This window comes from Pseudomonas sp. MEJ086, assembly GCF_030209025.1.
GTDB classification, from domain to species: Bacteria; Pseudomonadota; Gammaproteobacteria; order Pseudomonadales; family Pseudomonadaceae; genus Aquipseudomonas; species Aquipseudomonas fulva_A.
On sequence record NZ_JARVSV010000005.1, the window covers coordinates 119,343 to 135,431 of the forward strand.

Below are 16,089 nucleotides of genomic sequence, written 5' to 3' on the forward strand. Positions count from 1 at the left end.
AACCATTTTCATGGGCTTACCGGGGCTGGTCATAAAATGTACGATGCCTGGCAGGCCACGTATCACTTGGTGTCGCGCTGTTCATACAAAGATTATCCACAGCTTCGTCCACGTAAATTGTGCACCGATCCATGATGCCGAAGATGCATTAATCTGTTGACTAAAATGCTTTGTTTACAAAGGTTTGGCAGAATCAGGTCTGTGGGTAAGTCATTGATCAAATAATGATCGCTTGGCCGTGGCGCCCGGTATCCGAGGGCTTCAGCGCTTCATGCCGAGCTTATCCACAGATTGATCCACGTCTTTTGTGCATAGCCGTTGGAGGTGCTGACTATTGACGAGGGCGGTGGCCTCGCGCAGGCTCCGCAGCCCGAGTGCTGCAAGGATGCCACCATGGCGACCATCCTGATCGTCGAAGATGAAGCCGCGATTGCCGATACCCTGGTGTACGCCCTGCAAGCCGAGGGTTTCGCTACACGCTGGTCGACCCTGGCCGATGAAGCGCTGACGCTGTTGGAGCGTGAAGCCTTCGATCTGGTGATTCTCGATGTTGGGCTACCGGATATCAGCGGTTTCGAAGCCTGCAAACGACTACGGCGCTTTTCCGAGGTGCCGGTGATGTTCCTCACCGCGCGCAACGATGAGATCGACCGCGTGGTGGGCCTGGAAATCGGCGCGGACGATTATGTGGTCAAGCCCTTCAGCCCCCGTGAAGTGGCGGCCCGTGTCAAAGCCATCCTCAAACGTGTCGGCCCTCGCGAGGTCGCCGGCAGAGCCGTCGATGGGCCGTTCCGACTCGACAGCGAGCGGGTGCGCATCGATTATCACGGCCATACCCTGAGTCTGACCCGTTTGGAGTTTCAGCTGCTGCAATGCCTGCTCGGTCAACCGGAACGCGTCTTTAGCCGCGAGCAGTTGCTCGATGCCCTGGGCGTCGCGGCGGATGTCGGTTACGAGCGCAATATCGACAGCCACATCAAGAGCCTGCGTGCCAAGCTGCGCCAGGTCGCGCCCCAGGCCGAGCCGATCCAGACCCACCGTGGCCTGGGCTACAGCCTGAAGCTGGAGTAGGCCGATGCTCATCTCTCAGGAGTTTCGCTGATGCCGCTCGGGGTACGTATCTTCCTGGTGTATTTCCTGTTCGTGGGTTTGTCCGGCTGGTTCGTGCTGAGCACGGTGATGGAGGAAATCCGTCCGGGTGTGCGTCAGTCCACCGAGGAAACCCTGGTCGATACCGCGCACCTGCTGGCCGAGATCCTCCGCGAGGATGTCAAATCAGGTCATCTGACCCAGGGGCGACTGCCCGAACTGCTCAAGGCCTATGGACTGCGTCAGCCCCAGGCGCAGATCTGGGGGGTGCCGAAGAACCAGGTCAACCATCGCATCTACGTCACCGACGATCGCGGTGTCGTGCTGCTCGACTCCAGCGCCTTGGCAGTGGGCCAGGACTACTCGCGCTGGAACGACGTCTACCTGACGCTGCAGGGGCGCTACGGCGTGCGCTCGACCCGTGAAGACCCCAGCGATCCGGATTCTTCGGTGATGTATGTGGCGGCGCCCATCATCGACGGCGGACGTATTCTCGGCGTGGTGTCGGTGGCCAAGCCGAATCGCACGCTGCAGCCCTATATCGAGCGCTCGCAGCGGCGCCTTGGCTGGCTGGGCGCGGGGCTGATCGGCCTGGGTTTGCTGATCGGCGGTCTGCTCAGCTGGTGGCTCAGCGGCTCGCTGCGGCGCCTGACCCGTTATGCACAGGCTGTCAGCGAGGGGCAGAGAGCGGAGCTGCCCCAGGTTAGTGGCGGTGAGCTCGGGCAGTTGGCCCAGGCGGTCGAGCGCATGCGCACCGAGCTGGAGGGCAAGGCCTACGTCGAGCGCTACGTGCACACCCTTACCCATGAGCTGAAAAGCCCCCTGGCGGCGATTCGCGGGGCCGCCGAGTTGCTGGAGGCCGATATGCCCGAAGCCCAGCGTCAGCGTTTCGTGGCCAATATCGCGGAGGAAAGCGAGCGGTTGCAGAACCTCATCGAGCGCCTGCTGCATCTGGCTCAGGTCGAACAGCGCCAGTGCCTGGAGGAGCGCGTGGCGGTACCGCTGCAGCCGATGATCGACAGTCTCGTGCAGGCGCAGATGGCGCGTGTGGAACGCAGCGCCCTGCGTGTGGATAACCTTGTGGCGACCAGCCACGCGGTGCTGGGCGAGCGTTTCCTGCTGCGTCAGGCGTTGGCCAATCTGCTCGACAATGCCCTGGACTTCACACCGGTGGGCGGGTTGATCCGCTTTTTCAGCGAAAGCGATGATAACCACCTGTTGCTGCGTCTGTTCAATCAGGGGCCGGCGATTCCCGACTACGCGCTGCCGCGCCTGACCGAGCGCTTCTATTCCCTGGCGCGGCCAGCTACCGGACGCAAGAGCACCGGCCTGGGGCTCAATTTCGTGCAGGAAGTGGTCGATCTGCATGACGCGACGCTGAGTATCGCCAACGTCGCCGATGGCGTGGAAGTGACTGTGCGCTTCGCGCGCTGAGCCCGTTGCAACGACGCCGACGATGCTGGCGGCGACGCACCCGATATGCCCCTCGCACAGAAGCCTGCGCTTTGGCTATCCTGAAACGGATCGCCAATCGACCGGGACAGGAAGAACGCGCATGAAAAAGACCGTGGCCGAAGTGCTGAAAAGCAAACCCATTTCCAACGTATACAGCGTCGCCCCAGACAGCAGTGTATTCGTAGCGGTGAAGCTGATGGCCGAGAAGGGGATCGGTGCCCTCGTGGTGCTCGAGGGCGAGCGCCTGGCCGGTATCGTCAGCGAGCGCGACTATGTGCGCAAGGTGGCCGTGCAGGAGCGTTCGCCGAACAATCTCAAGGTCAGTGACATCATGACCAGCAAGGTGATCACCGTGAGCAGCGGGGAAGACAGCCGACGCTGCATGGAGCTGATGACCAGTGGCCGCCTTCGTCACCTGCCTGTGGTGGATGATGGCCAACTGATCGGCCTGCTGTCGATTGGCGACCTGGTGAAGGACATCATCAGCGCCCAGGAAGACCTGATTCAGCATCTGGAACAGTACATCCGCGGTGAGTGAGCCTCGCCGTCGCCCGCAGACGGTGACGATCGGCGTTTCCTGACGCCGGATCATCCGTCTGCCGTTTCCGCTCAGGCGCCTCAAGCGTCTGGCTAACCGCACAATCGCCACACAATCTCCATCTCTACTCCACGCTGCCTCCATGGGGCGTGGCCAGACTGCGTGCATCCCAACTGCACGGAGCGCTGTGCCATGAACCGAAGCCTGATGTTGAAACTGGGCACCATCGCCCTGTTGATTCTGTTGTTGATGATTCCCCTGTTGCTGATCGATGGCCTGGTCAATGAACGCCAGAGTCTGCGTAACGACGTGCTGCGCGATATCGCCCGCAGCTCCAGTTACGCCCAGCAGATCACCGGGCCGATTCTGGTGGTGCCCTATCGCAAGAGAGTGCTTACCTGGAAAACCCGCAAGGACAGTGAAGAGCGTTATCAGGAGGAGTCGATCGAACAGGGCCGCCTGTACTTCCTGCCGGAGCGTTTCACCCTCGATGGCGATGTGCGCACCGAGCTGCGTTACCGCGGTATCTATCAGGCGCGCCTGTATCACAGCGATAGCAACGTCAGCGGCGAGTTCCGGGTGCCGGCCAACTACGGAGTCAGCGATGTCGAGGCCTTTCGTTTCGGCGATCCTTTCGTGGCCGTCGGCATCAGCGATGTGCGTGGCATCGGCAATGACCTCAAGCTGCAGCTCAACGGAGCCAGCCTGAGCTTCGAGCCGGGCAGCGGCGACGAAAGCTTCGGCAGCGGCGTGCACGTTCCACTACCCGCGCGTGACAGCCGTGACGAGCAGGCCTACACCTTCGCCTTCGACCTGAAACTGCAGGGCACCGAGCAATTGAGCATCACCCCGGTCGGCCGCGAAAGTCAGGTAACCCTGCGTTCGGACTGGCCGCACCCGAGCTTCGTCGGCGAGTTCCTGCCGAGCCAGCGCGATGTCACCGAGCAGGGCTTCACCGCCAAATGGCAGACCAGTTTCTTCGCCACCGACATGCAGGATGCCCTGAGCAGTTGCGTCAGCGGCTCCTGCTCGGCCATGCAGAGCAGGGCGTTCGGCGTGAGCTTCATCGAGCCGGTAGACCAGTACCTCAAGGCCGACCGAGCGATCAAGTACGCGCTGCTGTTCGTCACCCTGACCTTCGCCGTGTTCTTCCTCTTCGAGGTGCTCAAGCGCCTGGCCGTGCACCCGGTGCAGTACGCCCTGGTGGGCCTGTCGCTGGCGCTGTTCTACCTGCTGTTGTTGTCGCTGTCCGAGCATTTGGGGTTTGCCCTCGCCTATGGATTGTCCGCTCTGGGCTGCGTGGCGCTGAACACCTTCTACGTCAGCAGCGTGTTGCGTAGCTGGTCGCGAGGTGCTGCCTTCGGCGTGTTGCTGGCGGCCTTGTACGGGCTGCTCTACGGCCTGCTCGGTGCCGAAGACTACGCCCTGCTGATGGGCTCGCTGCTGGTGTTCGGCGTACTGGGCTGCGTGATGGTGCTGACCCGCAAGCTCGACTGGTACGGCGTGGGCCGCCCGGCCAGCGGTGAACCCCGGATAACCCCCTGATCACCTTGCCGGGGCGTGCGGGTCGCACGCCCCCTGGAGACTGCCATGCGCCTGTTACTGCAATTTTCCGCCTGCTTCGCCCTTGGCCTGTGCATCGCCGGCGTACTGCTGATCGCCATGATGTTCGCTGGCCGCTTCGACTGGATCGAGCTGCTGATGCTCAGCGGCTGGCCCTTCGCTCAGCTTGGCCTGCACCTGTTGCCCGAGACCTTCTGGGCGGCCTTGACCGGCGTGACCGATGCGCCGACGAACAGCGCCGTGCAGTCGTTTCTGCAGCTGTGCGTGGCGATGATGCAGATCGCTCTGCTGTTCGCGCTGGGCTTCTTCCGCCTGTGGTACCGGCGATGAGTGGCCGCGTCGGGTTGCGTGAAGAGCGCAGCGCAGGGCGGCAACTGGCACGCTGCATCGCCCGGTTGTTTCCCGTGCCTTGGCCGGCAGGTGCCGATGGCCGACGGTCGCCGAAGCCAGTCGAGCGTACGCCGCCATAGACGCAGATCAATGGTCGTGGTGGCCGAGGTCCCTAGAATCGCCGGCCCTGTTTTTCCGTGAGTCCTCGTGGTCATGCCCAGCTCCGTGTTTCGTCCCGAACTGCTGTCACCGGCCGGCAGCCTGAAGAACATGCGTTACGCGTTCGCTTATGGCGCCGATGCGGTGTATGCCGGGCAGCCGCGCTACAGCCTGCGAGTGCGCAACAACGAGTTCGATCACGCCAACCTCGCCCAGGGGATTGGCGAGGCTCATGCCTTGGGCAAGCGCTTCTACGTGGTGGTCAACATCGCGCCGCACAATGCCAAGTTGAAGACCTTTCTGGACGATTTGCAGCCGGTGATCGACATGGCGCCCGATGCACTGATCATGTCCGACCCTGGGCTGATCATGCTGGTGCGCGGGCGTTATCCACAGGTGCCCATCCATCTCTCGGTACAGGCCAACGCGGTGAACTGCGCCAGTGTGGCGTTCTGGCAGGGGCAGGGATTGACGCGGGTGATCCTCTCGCGGGAGTTGTCCCTGGTGGAGATCGAAGAAATCCGCGCTCAGGTACCGGACATGGAACTGGAGGTGTTCGTCCATGGCGCCTTGTGCATGGCCTACTCCGGGCGTTGCCTGCTGTCGGGCTACCTCAATCGCCGTGACCCCAACCAGGGGGCCTGCACCAATGCCTGCCGCTGGCAGTACGACGTGAAGGCTGCGGGTGAGAACGAATTGGGTGAGATCGTTCATCAGGTGCAGCCTACCCTGGGTATCGGCGCGCCGAGCGAGCAGGTATTCCTGCTCGATGATGGCGATGGGCAGATGCCCATGTTCGAAGACGAGCATGGCACCTACATCATGAACTCACGGGACCTGCGCGCCGTGCAGCACGTCGAGCAACTGGTGAAGATGGGCGTGCACTCGCTGAAGATCGAAGGACGCACCAAATCCCATTTCTACTGTGCCCGCACCGCCCAGGTGTATCGCCAGGCCATCGACGACGCGGTGGCGGGCCGGCCCTTCGACCGCGGCCTGATGGACAGCCTGGAATCCTTGGCCCACCGCGGCTACACCGAGGGCTTCCTGCGCCGCCATGTACACGACGAATATCAGAACTACCAGCACGGCAGCTCGCACGCCGAGCGCCAGCAGTTCGTCGGTGAGCTCACCGGCGAGCGCCGTGGCGAACTGGCCGAAGTGCGGGTCAAGAATCGCTTCGCAGTCGGGGACGGCATGGAGCTGATGACCCCGAACGGTAACCTGCGCTTCACCCTGGAGCGTTTGCAAAACAGAGCGTGGGAGACCATCGCCGTCGCGCCCGGTGATGGCCACGTCGTGTACCTGCCCGTGCCGGCAGGCGTGGAGTTGCAGTTCGCGTTGCTGATGCGGGATGTGTGATGCCGGGCTCGATCGACCCGCGTGTGGCAGGTAATGAAAGGGACCGAGGCATTCAGTGCGGCAAGGCTGCCGCTGCCAAATCGCATCGCCGGCGAGCGGGCGGATGTTAATCGCGCCGCAGGGTTCGCGGGGTGGCAACGTCAACCTCGCGCGCCAAGCGCTAGGGCTCGATGTTCAGGCGGCGGATGTGGCCGGCTGGCCGCTCGGTTGCCCATGGGCGACGTTGGCGCAGCTGTCGATGTAGGCGGCCAGGTGATGCAGTTCGATGAACTTGGGCGCCTTGGCGCTGCTGTCCAGGGTGGTGATCGGCAGGTTCAGTCGCCCGGACGCGATGGCGCGAATGAAGTTGTCCGGGCTCAGGTGCCGAAAGTACACCGTGCGCACTCGGTCGATGGGCACCAGCACGTCGCCGTGGGTGCGGAAAAGTAGCTCCAGCGTCTGGAGCGGCAGGGGCGGCTCAGGCTGAGTGTTCATGGCAATGGCTCGGTATCGGACGGCTCTCGGTTGGTGACAGGACGGGTGATCAATCTTCGGCGAAGCGCGAGGATTTGAGGATGCCGCCCACCAGGTGAATCTTGCTGACGTTGTGCTGCGGAATATGAATGGGCGGGTGATTCTGGTTGACGCTGTCGAAGCGGTACATGCCATCGCGCAGGTAGATGTATTCCTTGATCATCGCCTGGCCATCGAGGGTGCGCACCATCACCTCATCGCCGGCATGGAAGGCCTTGTTCGGTTCGATCAGCACGTACTCGCCGTTCTTGATCCGTGGATGCATGCTGTCACCACTGACCCGCAGGCCATAGGCGTTCGGGTCGTCACTGTGGATGCGCAGGTAGCCGTCTCCATGGCCGACGGGAAAGTCGATCTCTTCGAAATACCCGTGGGTGCCCAGCTGCGCATGCCCCACCACCGGCACCGCGCCGCCACGGGCGTGGCCCACGTCCAGCGTGTCACTTGCCGCACGCGCAGGCTCGGCTAGCGCCTCGCTGCCAGCGAGCTCGGCGATGCTCACGCCAAGTGCCGGTGCGAGCAGCAGCAGGTCCGCCAGGCTGGGCTCACGCAGGTCGCTTTCGTAGTTGCCGATGCGTGACTGCGATGACCAGCCACAGGCCTCGGCCAGCAGCTGCTGGCTGAGACCTGTGCTCTTGCGCAGGCGTTTGATGCGCTTGCCGAGGGTTTCCATGAAGGTGCTCCGTTAATCACGATGTGAAATATTTATAGCGCAGTTTTCGCCTTGAATAAAACACGATTCGTGATTATTTTTAGTTTGTCGATCACCGGTATGGCTCGACGAGTTCTCGAGCCCGATAAGCGCCAATGCGCCGAGGGCCCATCCGTTATCGCCACCAGCGGGGTGGCAGGAGGATCCTGATGATTGCCTACATTGATGAAGCGCTGCAGATATGGGCTGACAAGAAGCTGGGTAAGGAGAGTGAACTGGCGTCCGGGTTCGGTGGCACTGTCATCGCCGCGCTGATGGCTACACAAGGTGTGTTGATTCGTAGCGAGCGTGGTAGTCGCGTATTGCTGGACACAACCGCTGAGATCGACTGGATCGTCGGCAAGCACCTTTCGCTCGAACAGCGCCAGGTCGTCATCGAGCACTATTGTGGTGACGCCGCTTCGCTCAGCCAGAAATGGGCCGCGTGCGGTTGCAGCCGCTCGCAGTTCTATCGGCGCCTGGGGCAGGCGCACAAGGTCATTCAGTCACACCTCCTGAAGCGCGCCGCCTGAGCGCGCTTATCACATCCGCCCTACCGATTCCGCCCGCTGAAAGCACCTGCTGCGGCTCACTGCAATCTCGACGCTCCACCGACGCGCCCCCTGCAAGCGCGCCGGTGGAGGCGCGTGCGCTGATTTTTCGGGCGACCAGACGTACCAGACCTGATCGTGTCCGCTTTTTTCCAGCGCGTCTCCGCTGATGGCCGCAGGTGCCTTGTGACCCTGAGAATCGGGGGTTATAAATTGATCAACGTCAACGAGGTGGGCCAGCAGCCTGCCTCGTAAAGCCCGGCCCGCCAAAGCCGGGTTTTTTGTTTCTGTCACCAGGTGGCCTGATCGGGCAATCCGTGACCAAGGGCCCTGCAGACGTGCGGGGCTTTTTTATTTCCGCCGTTCGACGAGATCAGGGGCTTGCCAGCAGGCAGGCCTCCCCTCGTGGCTGCGGCTTCTAACAACAAAACCCTGTGCCTTTGGGGGACGTCGTCGTGGCCGCTGGCCACGGGGAGGATTTTGATAATGAGCGAGCCCGGTAGCGTGTTAATGGCTAGCACCTTGGGAGTGAACCTGCCCACGATCCTAGACAGCATCAACGGAGAGGCCGCGGTTGGGGCCTTGTTTGGAGCACTGGTCTACTTCACCACTACACAAGAGCTGCCGCTATGGAATCGCCTGACGTTCTTCATGACGTCGTTCGTGATGGGGTATCTGTTCACTCCGGCGATCGTCGATTTCGAATTCTACGGTATGCGTCCCTTTGCCTATTCCGGGCCGGCAGGGTTTGCCGGTGCGGGGCTGGTGGTAACGATCATGCTGGCTGCAATCAAGCGTCGCGGGGCCCCGCCTGGGGCCGAGGCGCGAGGAGGCAACGATGATTAGTCTCGTACTCACGCATGCGACGTTCTGCCTGTGTGGCGCTGTATTCGTACGCTTGTTCACCTACCGCCGGCAGGGCGCACGTTTCAGGCGCGGCATGAGTTGCATGGCCATGTTGCTGATGGGCAGCTCGGGGTCGGCGATGTTGCAGATCGCCCTCGGCGACCTGAGGTTGCCAGCGCAGGCATGGTCGCTGGTGCTGTTACTGGCCGTGTTCGCCGTCGCGGTGTTCCGTTCGGGGGGCAACCTGGCTGGCGTCATCCGTGAGTGCCCACCCCATTGCTCCGACGTGCATGCCGAGCGTGTCGAGGATCGGACTTAGAGCTACACCAGGCCGCCGCGCTGGCGTCGGCCTGTAACGAGCATGTGACGCAGCCTGCCTGCGATCAGGTGCCATGACCCTTGGGGCCGCTGGCTGGCCCTTTCACTCAAACGTTGCACTTCATCAAGGCCCGCGGCAATGCGGGCTTTTTTTCGTCTGGAGGAAATACCATGAGCATTAAAACCTTTGACCAGATGGCCGCAGCCGGTGAGTTTCCGCTTATCGGTTTCAACGCTGCGGGGTTGGGTAACAACCCCTATGTGGACGCCATCACCACTGCATCGCTCGATACGCACTACCGCACCATCGCGCCTCGAGGCCATCAACCCGACTACATCAAGTCCTATGCGGGCGGCCTGAACGGCAAGCCATTCGCCGCGCGCTTGCCGTTCGCCGGTGAGCGCATCGCCATTCTCGATGGCGCAGGCGGTTTCAGCTTGCGCCAGGGTTACGTCGAGGAGATCCGCAAGGCCATCCGCCATGTGCACAGTTGGGGCGGCTATTGCCTGCTCGACATGCACAACTACGCCCGCTGGTATGTCCGCGCCTCTGGCCCGGTGGCCGGCCGCACCGTGCAGTCCTTCGGCGGCGGATACGCCTTGTGGACGGCGATTGGCGCCCCCGATTGTCCCGTCGATTACCCACTGCTGGCGCGCATCTGGACGGCCATCGTGCAGAAGTTCAAGGACGAGCCCGGCGTGCTCGGCTATGGGCTGATGAACGAGCCCCACAATGCCGGTACCAAGGCCGATGGCGGTGTGAACGTCGAAGCCCTGTGGACTGCCAATGCGCAGCGTCTCATCAACGCTGTTCGTACCGAGGACTCGCAGCATTTCATCACCGTGGCGGGCAATGCCTTCAGTACGGCACTGCACTGGCCGGCTCGTTCCGACGCGCTCAAGAACCTCACTGATCCTGCTGATCGCCTGCTTTACGAGGCGCACCAGTATCCGGACAAGGAAGGTGGGGGCGGCGGCAAGTGGACGGTGGCCAGCGAGTCGGTCAGCTACCGCGATCGTGTGGCGGACTGGCGCCCCTACGTCGACTGGCTCAAGGCCAATGGCAAGCGGGGTATCGCTGGCGAGTTCGGGGGGCCGGATCACGTGCCCGGTATGCGTACCTACTTCACCGAGCTGCACAAGTACTTCGATGCCAACCATATCTTGCGCTTCCAGTGGTTGGCCGGCCCTGGTGACGACGACGATGCGCCCAATGGCATGGACCGCAACGACGGCACCCTGAAGCCGAACACGCGCTCGCTGATGGCGCGTATCGGCAACACCACCACGGCCTACGGGCCCCGTTAAACCCATCGACATCAGGCCGTGTGACCGAGCGCAGTAGTTTTCACACAGCCTGACATGGCCCGCTTCGGCGGGCCATTCCTGATAGGAGAATTCTCATGGCCCGTATCACCGCTGCCCAGGCGGGCGGCACCAATGTGCTCGCCTTTCTCGACATGCTCGCCTGGAGCGAAGGCACCTCGACCATCGATCACAGTGACGATGGCTACAACGTCCTTGTCGGCGGCACGCTGTTCAGCGACTACAGCGCGCATCCGCGAAAGCTGATCGACCTGCCGCGCTACGGCATCAAGTCCACGGCGGCCGGGCGCTACCAGTTCCTGGCCCGTACCTGGGACTCGCTCGTCAGCCTCTACCACTTCCGCGGCCGCTTCACGCCCGCGGCGCAGGATCTGGCCGCAGTGAAGCTGCTGGATGAGTGCGGTGCGCTCGGGCTCATTCGCGAGGGGGAGATCGAACAGGCCATCACGGCTGCCGCACCGATCTGGGCCAGTCTGCCTGGGGCTGGCTATGGCCAGCGCGAACATGAACTGAGCGCACTGTTGTGCAACTACGAAGAGGAACGCGCTGCTCAAGCCTGTGACAAGCCCGACTTGTTGGCCAGGTACAGCGCATGCGGCGGGCAGGTGGCGGCATGAGCTGGCTATCGCTCATCCCGCTCAAGTACCGCGTGCTAGCAGGCGCAAGCCTGGCTGTGACGCTGCTGGTCGGCGCCGCCGGCCTTGGCTGGCTCGCCCAGGGCTGGAGGCTGGGCGAGCGGATGGCCGAGCAGGGTCGCGAGCTCGAACAGCAGATTGCCGTGCGCGACAAGCTGCATGCCGACACGCTGGCCATGGCGCAGAGCGCCGCAGCCGGTGAGGCGCGGCGTGCGAATGAAAAACGTCTGACGCTGGAACAGCAGCTGCAGGCCGCATCCCAGAACCAACACAGGAGACTTACCGATGCTGAAAAAACTGCTGCCCGCCTGCGTGATCGTCTCGCTACTGCTGAGTTACGGTTGTCAGTCCTGGTCGCCAGCCCAGGTGCCAGCGATGCCGGTGGTGGCGCAGTGTCTTCCACCGCCAGTGCCGGACGCCTGGTGGATGGAGCCCGCCGAGCCGACATTGACGCAGGATCTGCTCAACGAATTGTCGGCATCGTCGAACGAGGAGATCGGGCGATCATCGCCTTAGGGATGTGCCAGGCCTATGCACGGACGATAAGCCTGTCGCCCTAGCTCGACCGGCCGCCTGCTAGGGATGGGTATCCGTTGCCGGCGGCTCGGCCCTGGCATGCGGCGTCCGCTGAGCGTCGGTGCTCAGGGTCGGCAGCCGGGCGGTGAAGGATGTACCGTCTGTTTCATTGGAAACGACGCAGATCGTGCCGTTGTGCCCTCTGACGATTTCCGACGCGATATAGAGCCCCAGGCCCAGCCCCTCACGCTGGCCCACTTCCGAGCGGGTATAAGGCTGAAACAGCTTTGGCATCAGCTGCGGCTCGATCGGCACGCCCTGATTCCACACACTGAGCACCAGATGCTCGTCTTCCACGCTGACACCCACCTTGATCGTGGTGCCGTGGCGGCCATGGGTGACAGCGTTGGCCAGCAGATTGGATAGCAGTTGGCAGAGCCGGACCGGGTCGCACAGGTTCGCCTGCGGCACACTCACCGACCGCTCGATGACCGCGGTTGGGTAGGCTTCTGCAATTTCGCTGATGACACGGTCGAAATCGGCCTGCAGGTTGCCGACCACTCGGTGTTCGACGGGAATGCCGCTGCCCAGCCGACCGCGCGCGAAGTCGAGGATGTTCTCGATCAGTGAGCCCATGCGTCTGGCACTGCTTTGAATCGCCGTGGCCAGTCGGCGCTCGGGGCGGTCCAGCAGTTTGGATTCGAGCAGGTCGGCCCCCATCCTGACCGCGCTCAATGGCGTACGCAGGTCGTGGCCGAGTACCGCGATCAACTGTTCACGCAGATGCCCGGTCTCCCTCTCGACCTCGAGTTCTCGCTGGCTTTGCTCCACGGAGGCCTGCATGTCCAGGTTGGCGGCGATCAGTTGGGCGAAGAGCGTGAGCGTTTCGGTAATCACCGGCGTATCGAGATCAGCCGGAGCCGGGTCGATCGCGCACAGCGTACCGAAGAACTCGCCGTTGCCCCGGACGATCGGGATCGACACGTAGCTTTGCAGGCCATAGAGCCTTGGCGTGTGGTGCCGGGAGAACACCGGGTGTTCACTGGCGTGACCGAACAGCACCGGCGTACGGTGTTGCCGGATCTCGTCGCAGATGGTCGTTTCCAGTGCGAGCTCGTCGCCGGGCTTGAGCCCGAACTCGATCGAGTCGTCGACCGCGCAGGTGATCCACTGTTTGTCGGTGACCCGCGCGACGGCAGCGAATCGTAGCCCGGTCACGTGCTTGACCATGCGCAGGATCATCGGAATCGCCTCGATCTTCGCGACGGCACGAAGGTCGGGGCCAAAATTGATCGTCGACATCTTGGCCGTTCCGATTGCAAAGAACACAGGGTACAGCAGTCGGTTTCACCGCTCACCGAACTTTACAGTGGCGCAAGGGCGCGCGCGAAGAGCCACTGGCGCTGATCGATCCGCGATCCGGCAGTGTGATATTGCGCGCGTTAGCGCTGTGGGCTACTGTGCGGGCAGATAAACGCGAGACCTTCCCCGTGAATGCCAGCAGCACCCTTCTGATGCGAGTCATCAAAGCCCACGCCCGTTGGCGTTGGCGCGCCTGATCTTTTTCTCCGGCCATGCCGGATGATTCTCTCTGCCTTGCTCCAGCCCCCTACGATCCGTGTTCCCAGCATCGATGATGCGGGTACCAATGAGGGCGTGGAAAACAGGGCGATTGGCTGAAGAGCAGTAAATCAAAGGGTTAAATCTAAAATGCTGCTGATGATCGACAACTACGATTCCTTTACCTACAACGTGGTGCAGTACCTGGGCGAGCTGGGTGCCGATGTCCACGTCATTCGCAACGACGAGCTGACCGTCGCCCAGATCGAGGCGCTGCAGCCCGAGCGTATCGTCGTCTCCCCAGGCCCGTGCACGCCCACCGAAGCCGGGGTGTCCATCGAGGCGATTTTGCATTTCGCCGGCAAGCTGCCGATCCTCGGTGTCTGCCTGGGTCATCAGAGCATCGGCCAGGCTTATGGCGGCGATGTGGTGCGCGCCCGTCAGGTGATGCATGGCAAGACCAGCCCGGTTTTTCATGAAGACAAAGGCGTGTTCGCCGGCCTCAACAATCCGCTCACCGTGACCCGCTATCACTCCTTGGTGGTCAAGCGTGACAGCCTGCCGGAGTGCCTGGAAATCACCGCCTGGACTGCCAATGAAGATGGCTCCGTCGACGAGATCATGGGCCTGCGCCACAAGACCCTGAACGTCGAGGGCGTGCAGTTTCACCCCGAGTCGATTCTTACCGAGCAGGGCCACGAACTGTTCGCCAACTTCCTCAAGCAGACCGGAGGCGTGCGCGCATGAACATCAAGGAAGCCCTCAACCGCATCGTCACCCAGTTGGACCTGTCCACCGAGGAAATGCGCGACGTGATGCGCGAGATCATGACGGGGCAGTGCACCGACGCGCAGATCGGCGCCTTTCTCATGGGCATGCGCATGAAGAGCGAGACCATCGATGAGATCGTCGGTGCCGCCAGCGTGATGCGAGAATTGGCCGCGCCGGTGGAGATCGCTGCCGAACGGCTGGTCGATACCTGCGGTACCGGTGGCGACGGCATGAATATCTTCAACGTCTCCACCGCTGCGGCCTTCGTCGTCGCCGCGGCCGGTGGCAAGGTGGCCAAGCACGGCAACCGGGCGGTGTCGGGCAAAAGCGGCAGTGCCGATCTGCTCGAGGCGGCTGGCATCTATTTGGGCCTCACGCCGGTACAGGTGGCGCGCTGCGTCGAGACCGTCGGTGTCGGCTTCATGTTCGCGCCGTCCCATCATGGCGCGATGAAGCACGCCATCGGCCCGCGTCGTGAGCTGGGTCTGCGTACGCTGTTCAACATGCTTGGCCCGATGACCAACCCGGCTGGCGCCAAACACCAGGTGGTGGGCGTATTCAGCCAGGCGCTGTGCCGGCCCATGGCGGAGGTGCTGCAGCGCCTCGGCAGCCAGCACGTGCTGGTGGTGCATGCCCAGGATGGTCTCGATGAGATCAGCCTGGCCGCGCCGACCTTCGTTGCCGAACTGAAGAACGGCGTGGTCAGCGAGTACCGCATCCAGCCCGAGGACTTTGGCATCAAGAGTCAGAGTCTGATCGGCCTGACCGTCGACGGCGCCGGGCAGTCGTTGGAGCTGATCCGTGATGCGCTGGGCCGCCGCAAGAGCGAGGTCGGCCAGAAGGCTGCCGACATCATCGTGCTCAATGCTGGCGCTGCGCTCTATGCCGCGGACCATGCCGACAACCTGAGCGATGGCATGAGCCTGGCTCATGACGCGCTGCACACCGGCCTCGCCCGGGAAAAGATGGAAGAGTTGGTATCCTTTACCGCGGTATTCAAACAGGAGAATGAAGGGTGAGCATTCCCACCGTTCTGGAAAAGATCCTCGCCCGCAAAGCCGAGGAGGTCGCGGCCCGACGTGCGATCGTCAGCCTGGCCGAAGTCGAGCGCGAAGCACGCGCGGCCGATGCGCCACGTGGCTTTGCCTCTGCGTTGATCGAAAAGGCCAGGAGCAAGCAGCCGGCGGTGATCGCCGAGATCAAGAAAGCATCGCCGAGCAAGGGTGTGCTGCGCGAGAACTTCGTTCCGGCGGAAATAGCCCTGAGCTATCAGGATGGCGGTGCGACCTGTCTGTCGATCCTGACCGATATCGACTTCTTTCAGGGCGCTGACCGCTACCTGCAGGAAGGGCGTAGTGCCTGCTCCCTGCCGGTGATCCGCAAGGATTTCATGATCGATCCATACCAGGTCGTCGAGGCGCGGGCCTTGGGTGCCGACTGCGTGCTGCTGATCGTCTCGGCACTGTCCGATGCGCAGATGGGCGAACTGGCGGCAACGGCCAAGGCCTTCGATCTCGACGTATTGGTGGAGGTGCATGACGGCGATGAGCTGGAGCGTGCGCTCAACGTGCTGGACACGCCGCTGGTCGGCGTCAACAACCGTAACCTGCACACCTTCGAGGTCAACCTGGAAACCACCCTGGATCTGCTGCCGCGCATTCCCCGCGACCGCCTGGTGGTGACCGAAAGTGGCATCCTCAATCGTGCCGACGTGGAGCTGATGGAAATCAGCGACGTGTATGCGTTCCTGGTCGGTGAAGCGTTCATGCGTGCGGACAATCCGGGCGCCGAACTGGAGCGCCTGTTCTTTCCCGAGCGCAAGCGACTGATCGTCAGCCCTGACGTGGACTGACGAATACGACAACG

Annotated in this window: 17 protein-coding genes and 1 pseudogene; 15 read left to right on the forward strand and 3 right to left on the reverse strand. The window is 62.6% G+C overall.

Annotation, left to right across the window (positions count from 1 at the left end; genetic code table 11):
- Positions 1 to 393: 393 nt before the first annotated feature.
- The 6 genes and pseudogenes from creB (at position 394) to trhP (ending at position 6,606) form a co-directional block, all read left to right on the forward strand.
- Positions 394 to 1,071, forward strand: coding sequence for a two-component system response regulator CreB (gene creB, locus QRN22_RS03185; RefSeq protein ID WP_042554340.1), 678 nt, complete (start codon positions 394 to 396; stop codon positions 1,069 to 1,071).
- A 30-nt stretch (positions 1,072 to 1,101) separates the two neighbouring features.
- Positions 1,102 to 2,523: a two-component system sensor histidine kinase CreC gene (gene creC, locus QRN22_RS03190; protein ID WP_042554293.1), complete on the forward strand. Its 1,422-nt coding sequence runs from the start codon at positions 1,102 to 1,104 to the stop codon at positions 2,521 to 2,523.
- A gap of 121 nt (positions 2,524 to 2,644) precedes the next feature.
- Positions 2,645 to 3,082, forward strand: coding sequence for a CBS domain-containing protein (locus QRN22_RS03195; RefSeq protein ID WP_042554294.1), 438 nt, complete (start codon positions 2,645 to 2,647; stop codon positions 3,080 to 3,082).
- A 192-nt stretch (positions 3,083 to 3,274) separates the two neighbouring features.
- Positions 3,275 to 4,627: a cell envelope integrity protein CreD gene (creD, locus tag QRN22_RS03200; protein ID WP_042554295.1), complete on the forward strand. Its 1,353-nt coding sequence runs from the start codon at positions 3,275 to 3,277 to the stop codon at positions 4,625 to 4,627.
- Positions 4,628 to 4,672: 45 nt separating this feature from the next.
- Positions 4,673 to 4,975 (forward strand): hypothetical protein, encoded by a 303-nt coding sequence (locus tag QRN22_RS03205; protein ID WP_042554296.1) that lies wholly within the window; start codon positions 4,673 to 4,675, stop codon positions 4,973 to 4,975.
- 213 nt (positions 4,976 to 5,188) lie between these two features.
- Positions 5,189 to 6,606, forward strand: a pseudogene (trhP, locus tag QRN22_RS03210) (prephenate-dependent tRNA uridine(34) hydroxylase TrhP).
- Between the two features lie 64 nt (positions 6,607 to 6,670).
- On the opposite strand, the gene QRN22_RS03215 reads toward trhP, so the two are convergent.
- Entirely contained in the window at positions 6,671 to 6,970 is a 300-nt protein-coding gene (locus QRN22_RS03215; RefSeq protein WP_042554298.1) for a pyocin activator PrtN family protein, read from the reverse strand.
- Between the two features lie 49 nt (positions 6,971 to 7,019).
- On the reverse strand, positions 7,020 to 7,682 hold the full coding sequence (locus QRN22_RS03220) for an XRE family transcriptional regulator (RefSeq protein WP_042554299.1): 663 nt from the start codon (positions 7,680 to 7,682) through the stop codon (positions 7,020 to 7,022).
- A 188-nt stretch (positions 7,683 to 7,870) separates the two neighbouring features.
- Here QRN22_RS03220 and QRN22_RS03225 point away from each other — a divergent pair, with 188 nt between their 5' ends.
- The 6 genes from QRN22_RS03225 to QRN22_RS03250 all read left to right on the forward strand — a co-directional run bounded on the left by QRN22_RS03225 (position 7,871) and on the right by QRN22_RS03250 (position 11,936).
- Positions 7,871 to 8,233: a PA0613 family protein gene (locus QRN22_RS03225; protein WP_042554300.1), complete on the forward strand. Its 363-nt coding sequence runs from the start codon at positions 7,871 to 7,873 to the stop codon at positions 8,231 to 8,233.
- Between the two features lie 504 nt (positions 8,234 to 8,737).
- Entirely contained in the window at positions 8,738 to 9,097 is a 360-nt protein-coding gene (locus QRN22_RS03230) for a putative holin (RefSeq protein ID WP_042554301.1), read from the forward strand.
- Positions 9,090 to 9,416: a phage holin family protein gene (locus QRN22_RS03235; RefSeq protein WP_042554302.1), complete on the forward strand. Its 327-nt coding sequence runs from the start codon at positions 9,090 to 9,092 to the stop codon at positions 9,414 to 9,416. The genes QRN22_RS03230 and QRN22_RS03235 overlap by 8 nt, the downstream gene beginning before the upstream one ends.
- A 170-nt stretch (positions 9,417 to 9,586) precedes the next feature.
- Entirely contained in the window at positions 9,587 to 10,723 is a 1,137-nt protein-coding gene (locus tag QRN22_RS03240) for a glycoside hydrolase family 5 protein (protein WP_042554303.1), read from the forward strand.
- Positions 10,724 to 10,818: 95 nt separating this feature from the next.
- On the forward strand, positions 10,819 to 11,358 hold the full coding sequence (locus QRN22_RS03245; RefSeq protein WP_042554304.1) for a glycoside hydrolase family 24 protein: 540 nt from the start codon (positions 10,819 to 10,821) through the stop codon (positions 11,356 to 11,358).
- On the forward strand, positions 11,355 to 11,936 hold the full coding sequence (locus QRN22_RS03250) for a lysis protein (RefSeq protein ID WP_156152713.1): 582 nt from the start codon (positions 11,355 to 11,357) through the stop codon (positions 11,934 to 11,936). The genes QRN22_RS03245 and QRN22_RS03250 overlap by 4 nt, the downstream gene beginning before the upstream one ends.
- 16 nt (positions 11,937 to 11,952) lie before the next feature.
- Here QRN22_RS03250 and QRN22_RS03255 read toward each other — a convergent pair whose 3' ends face one another.
- On the reverse strand, positions 11,953 to 13,194 hold the full coding sequence (locus QRN22_RS03255) for a GAF domain-containing sensor histidine kinase (RefSeq protein ID WP_082045804.1): 1,242 nt from the start codon (positions 13,192 to 13,194) through the stop codon (positions 11,953 to 11,955).
- 408 nt (positions 13,195 to 13,602) lie between these two features.
- Between QRN22_RS03255 and QRN22_RS03260 the strand changes: the two genes are divergently transcribed.
- Genes QRN22_RS03260 through trpC form a run of 3 tightly spaced genes read left to right on the forward strand, consistent with a single transcriptional unit; the run spans position 13,603 to position 16,075 of the window.
- A complete protein-coding gene (locus tag QRN22_RS03260) occupies positions 13,603 to 14,199 on the forward strand; it encodes an aminodeoxychorismate/anthranilate synthase component II (protein WP_042554307.1) in 597 nt (198 codons plus the stop codon).
- Positions 14,196 to 15,242: an anthranilate phosphoribosyltransferase gene (gene trpD, locus QRN22_RS03265; RefSeq protein ID WP_042554308.1), complete on the forward strand. Its 1,047-nt coding sequence runs from the start codon at positions 14,196 to 14,198 to the stop codon at positions 15,240 to 15,242. The genes QRN22_RS03260 and trpD overlap by 4 nt, the downstream gene beginning before the upstream one ends.
- Positions 15,239 to 16,075, forward strand: coding sequence for an indole-3-glycerol phosphate synthase TrpC (gene trpC, locus QRN22_RS03270; RefSeq protein WP_042554309.1), 837 nt, complete (start codon positions 15,239 to 15,241; stop codon positions 16,073 to 16,075). The genes trpD and trpC overlap by 4 nt, the downstream gene beginning before the upstream one ends.
- The last annotated feature ends 14 nt before the right edge of the window (positions 16,076 to 16,089 follow it).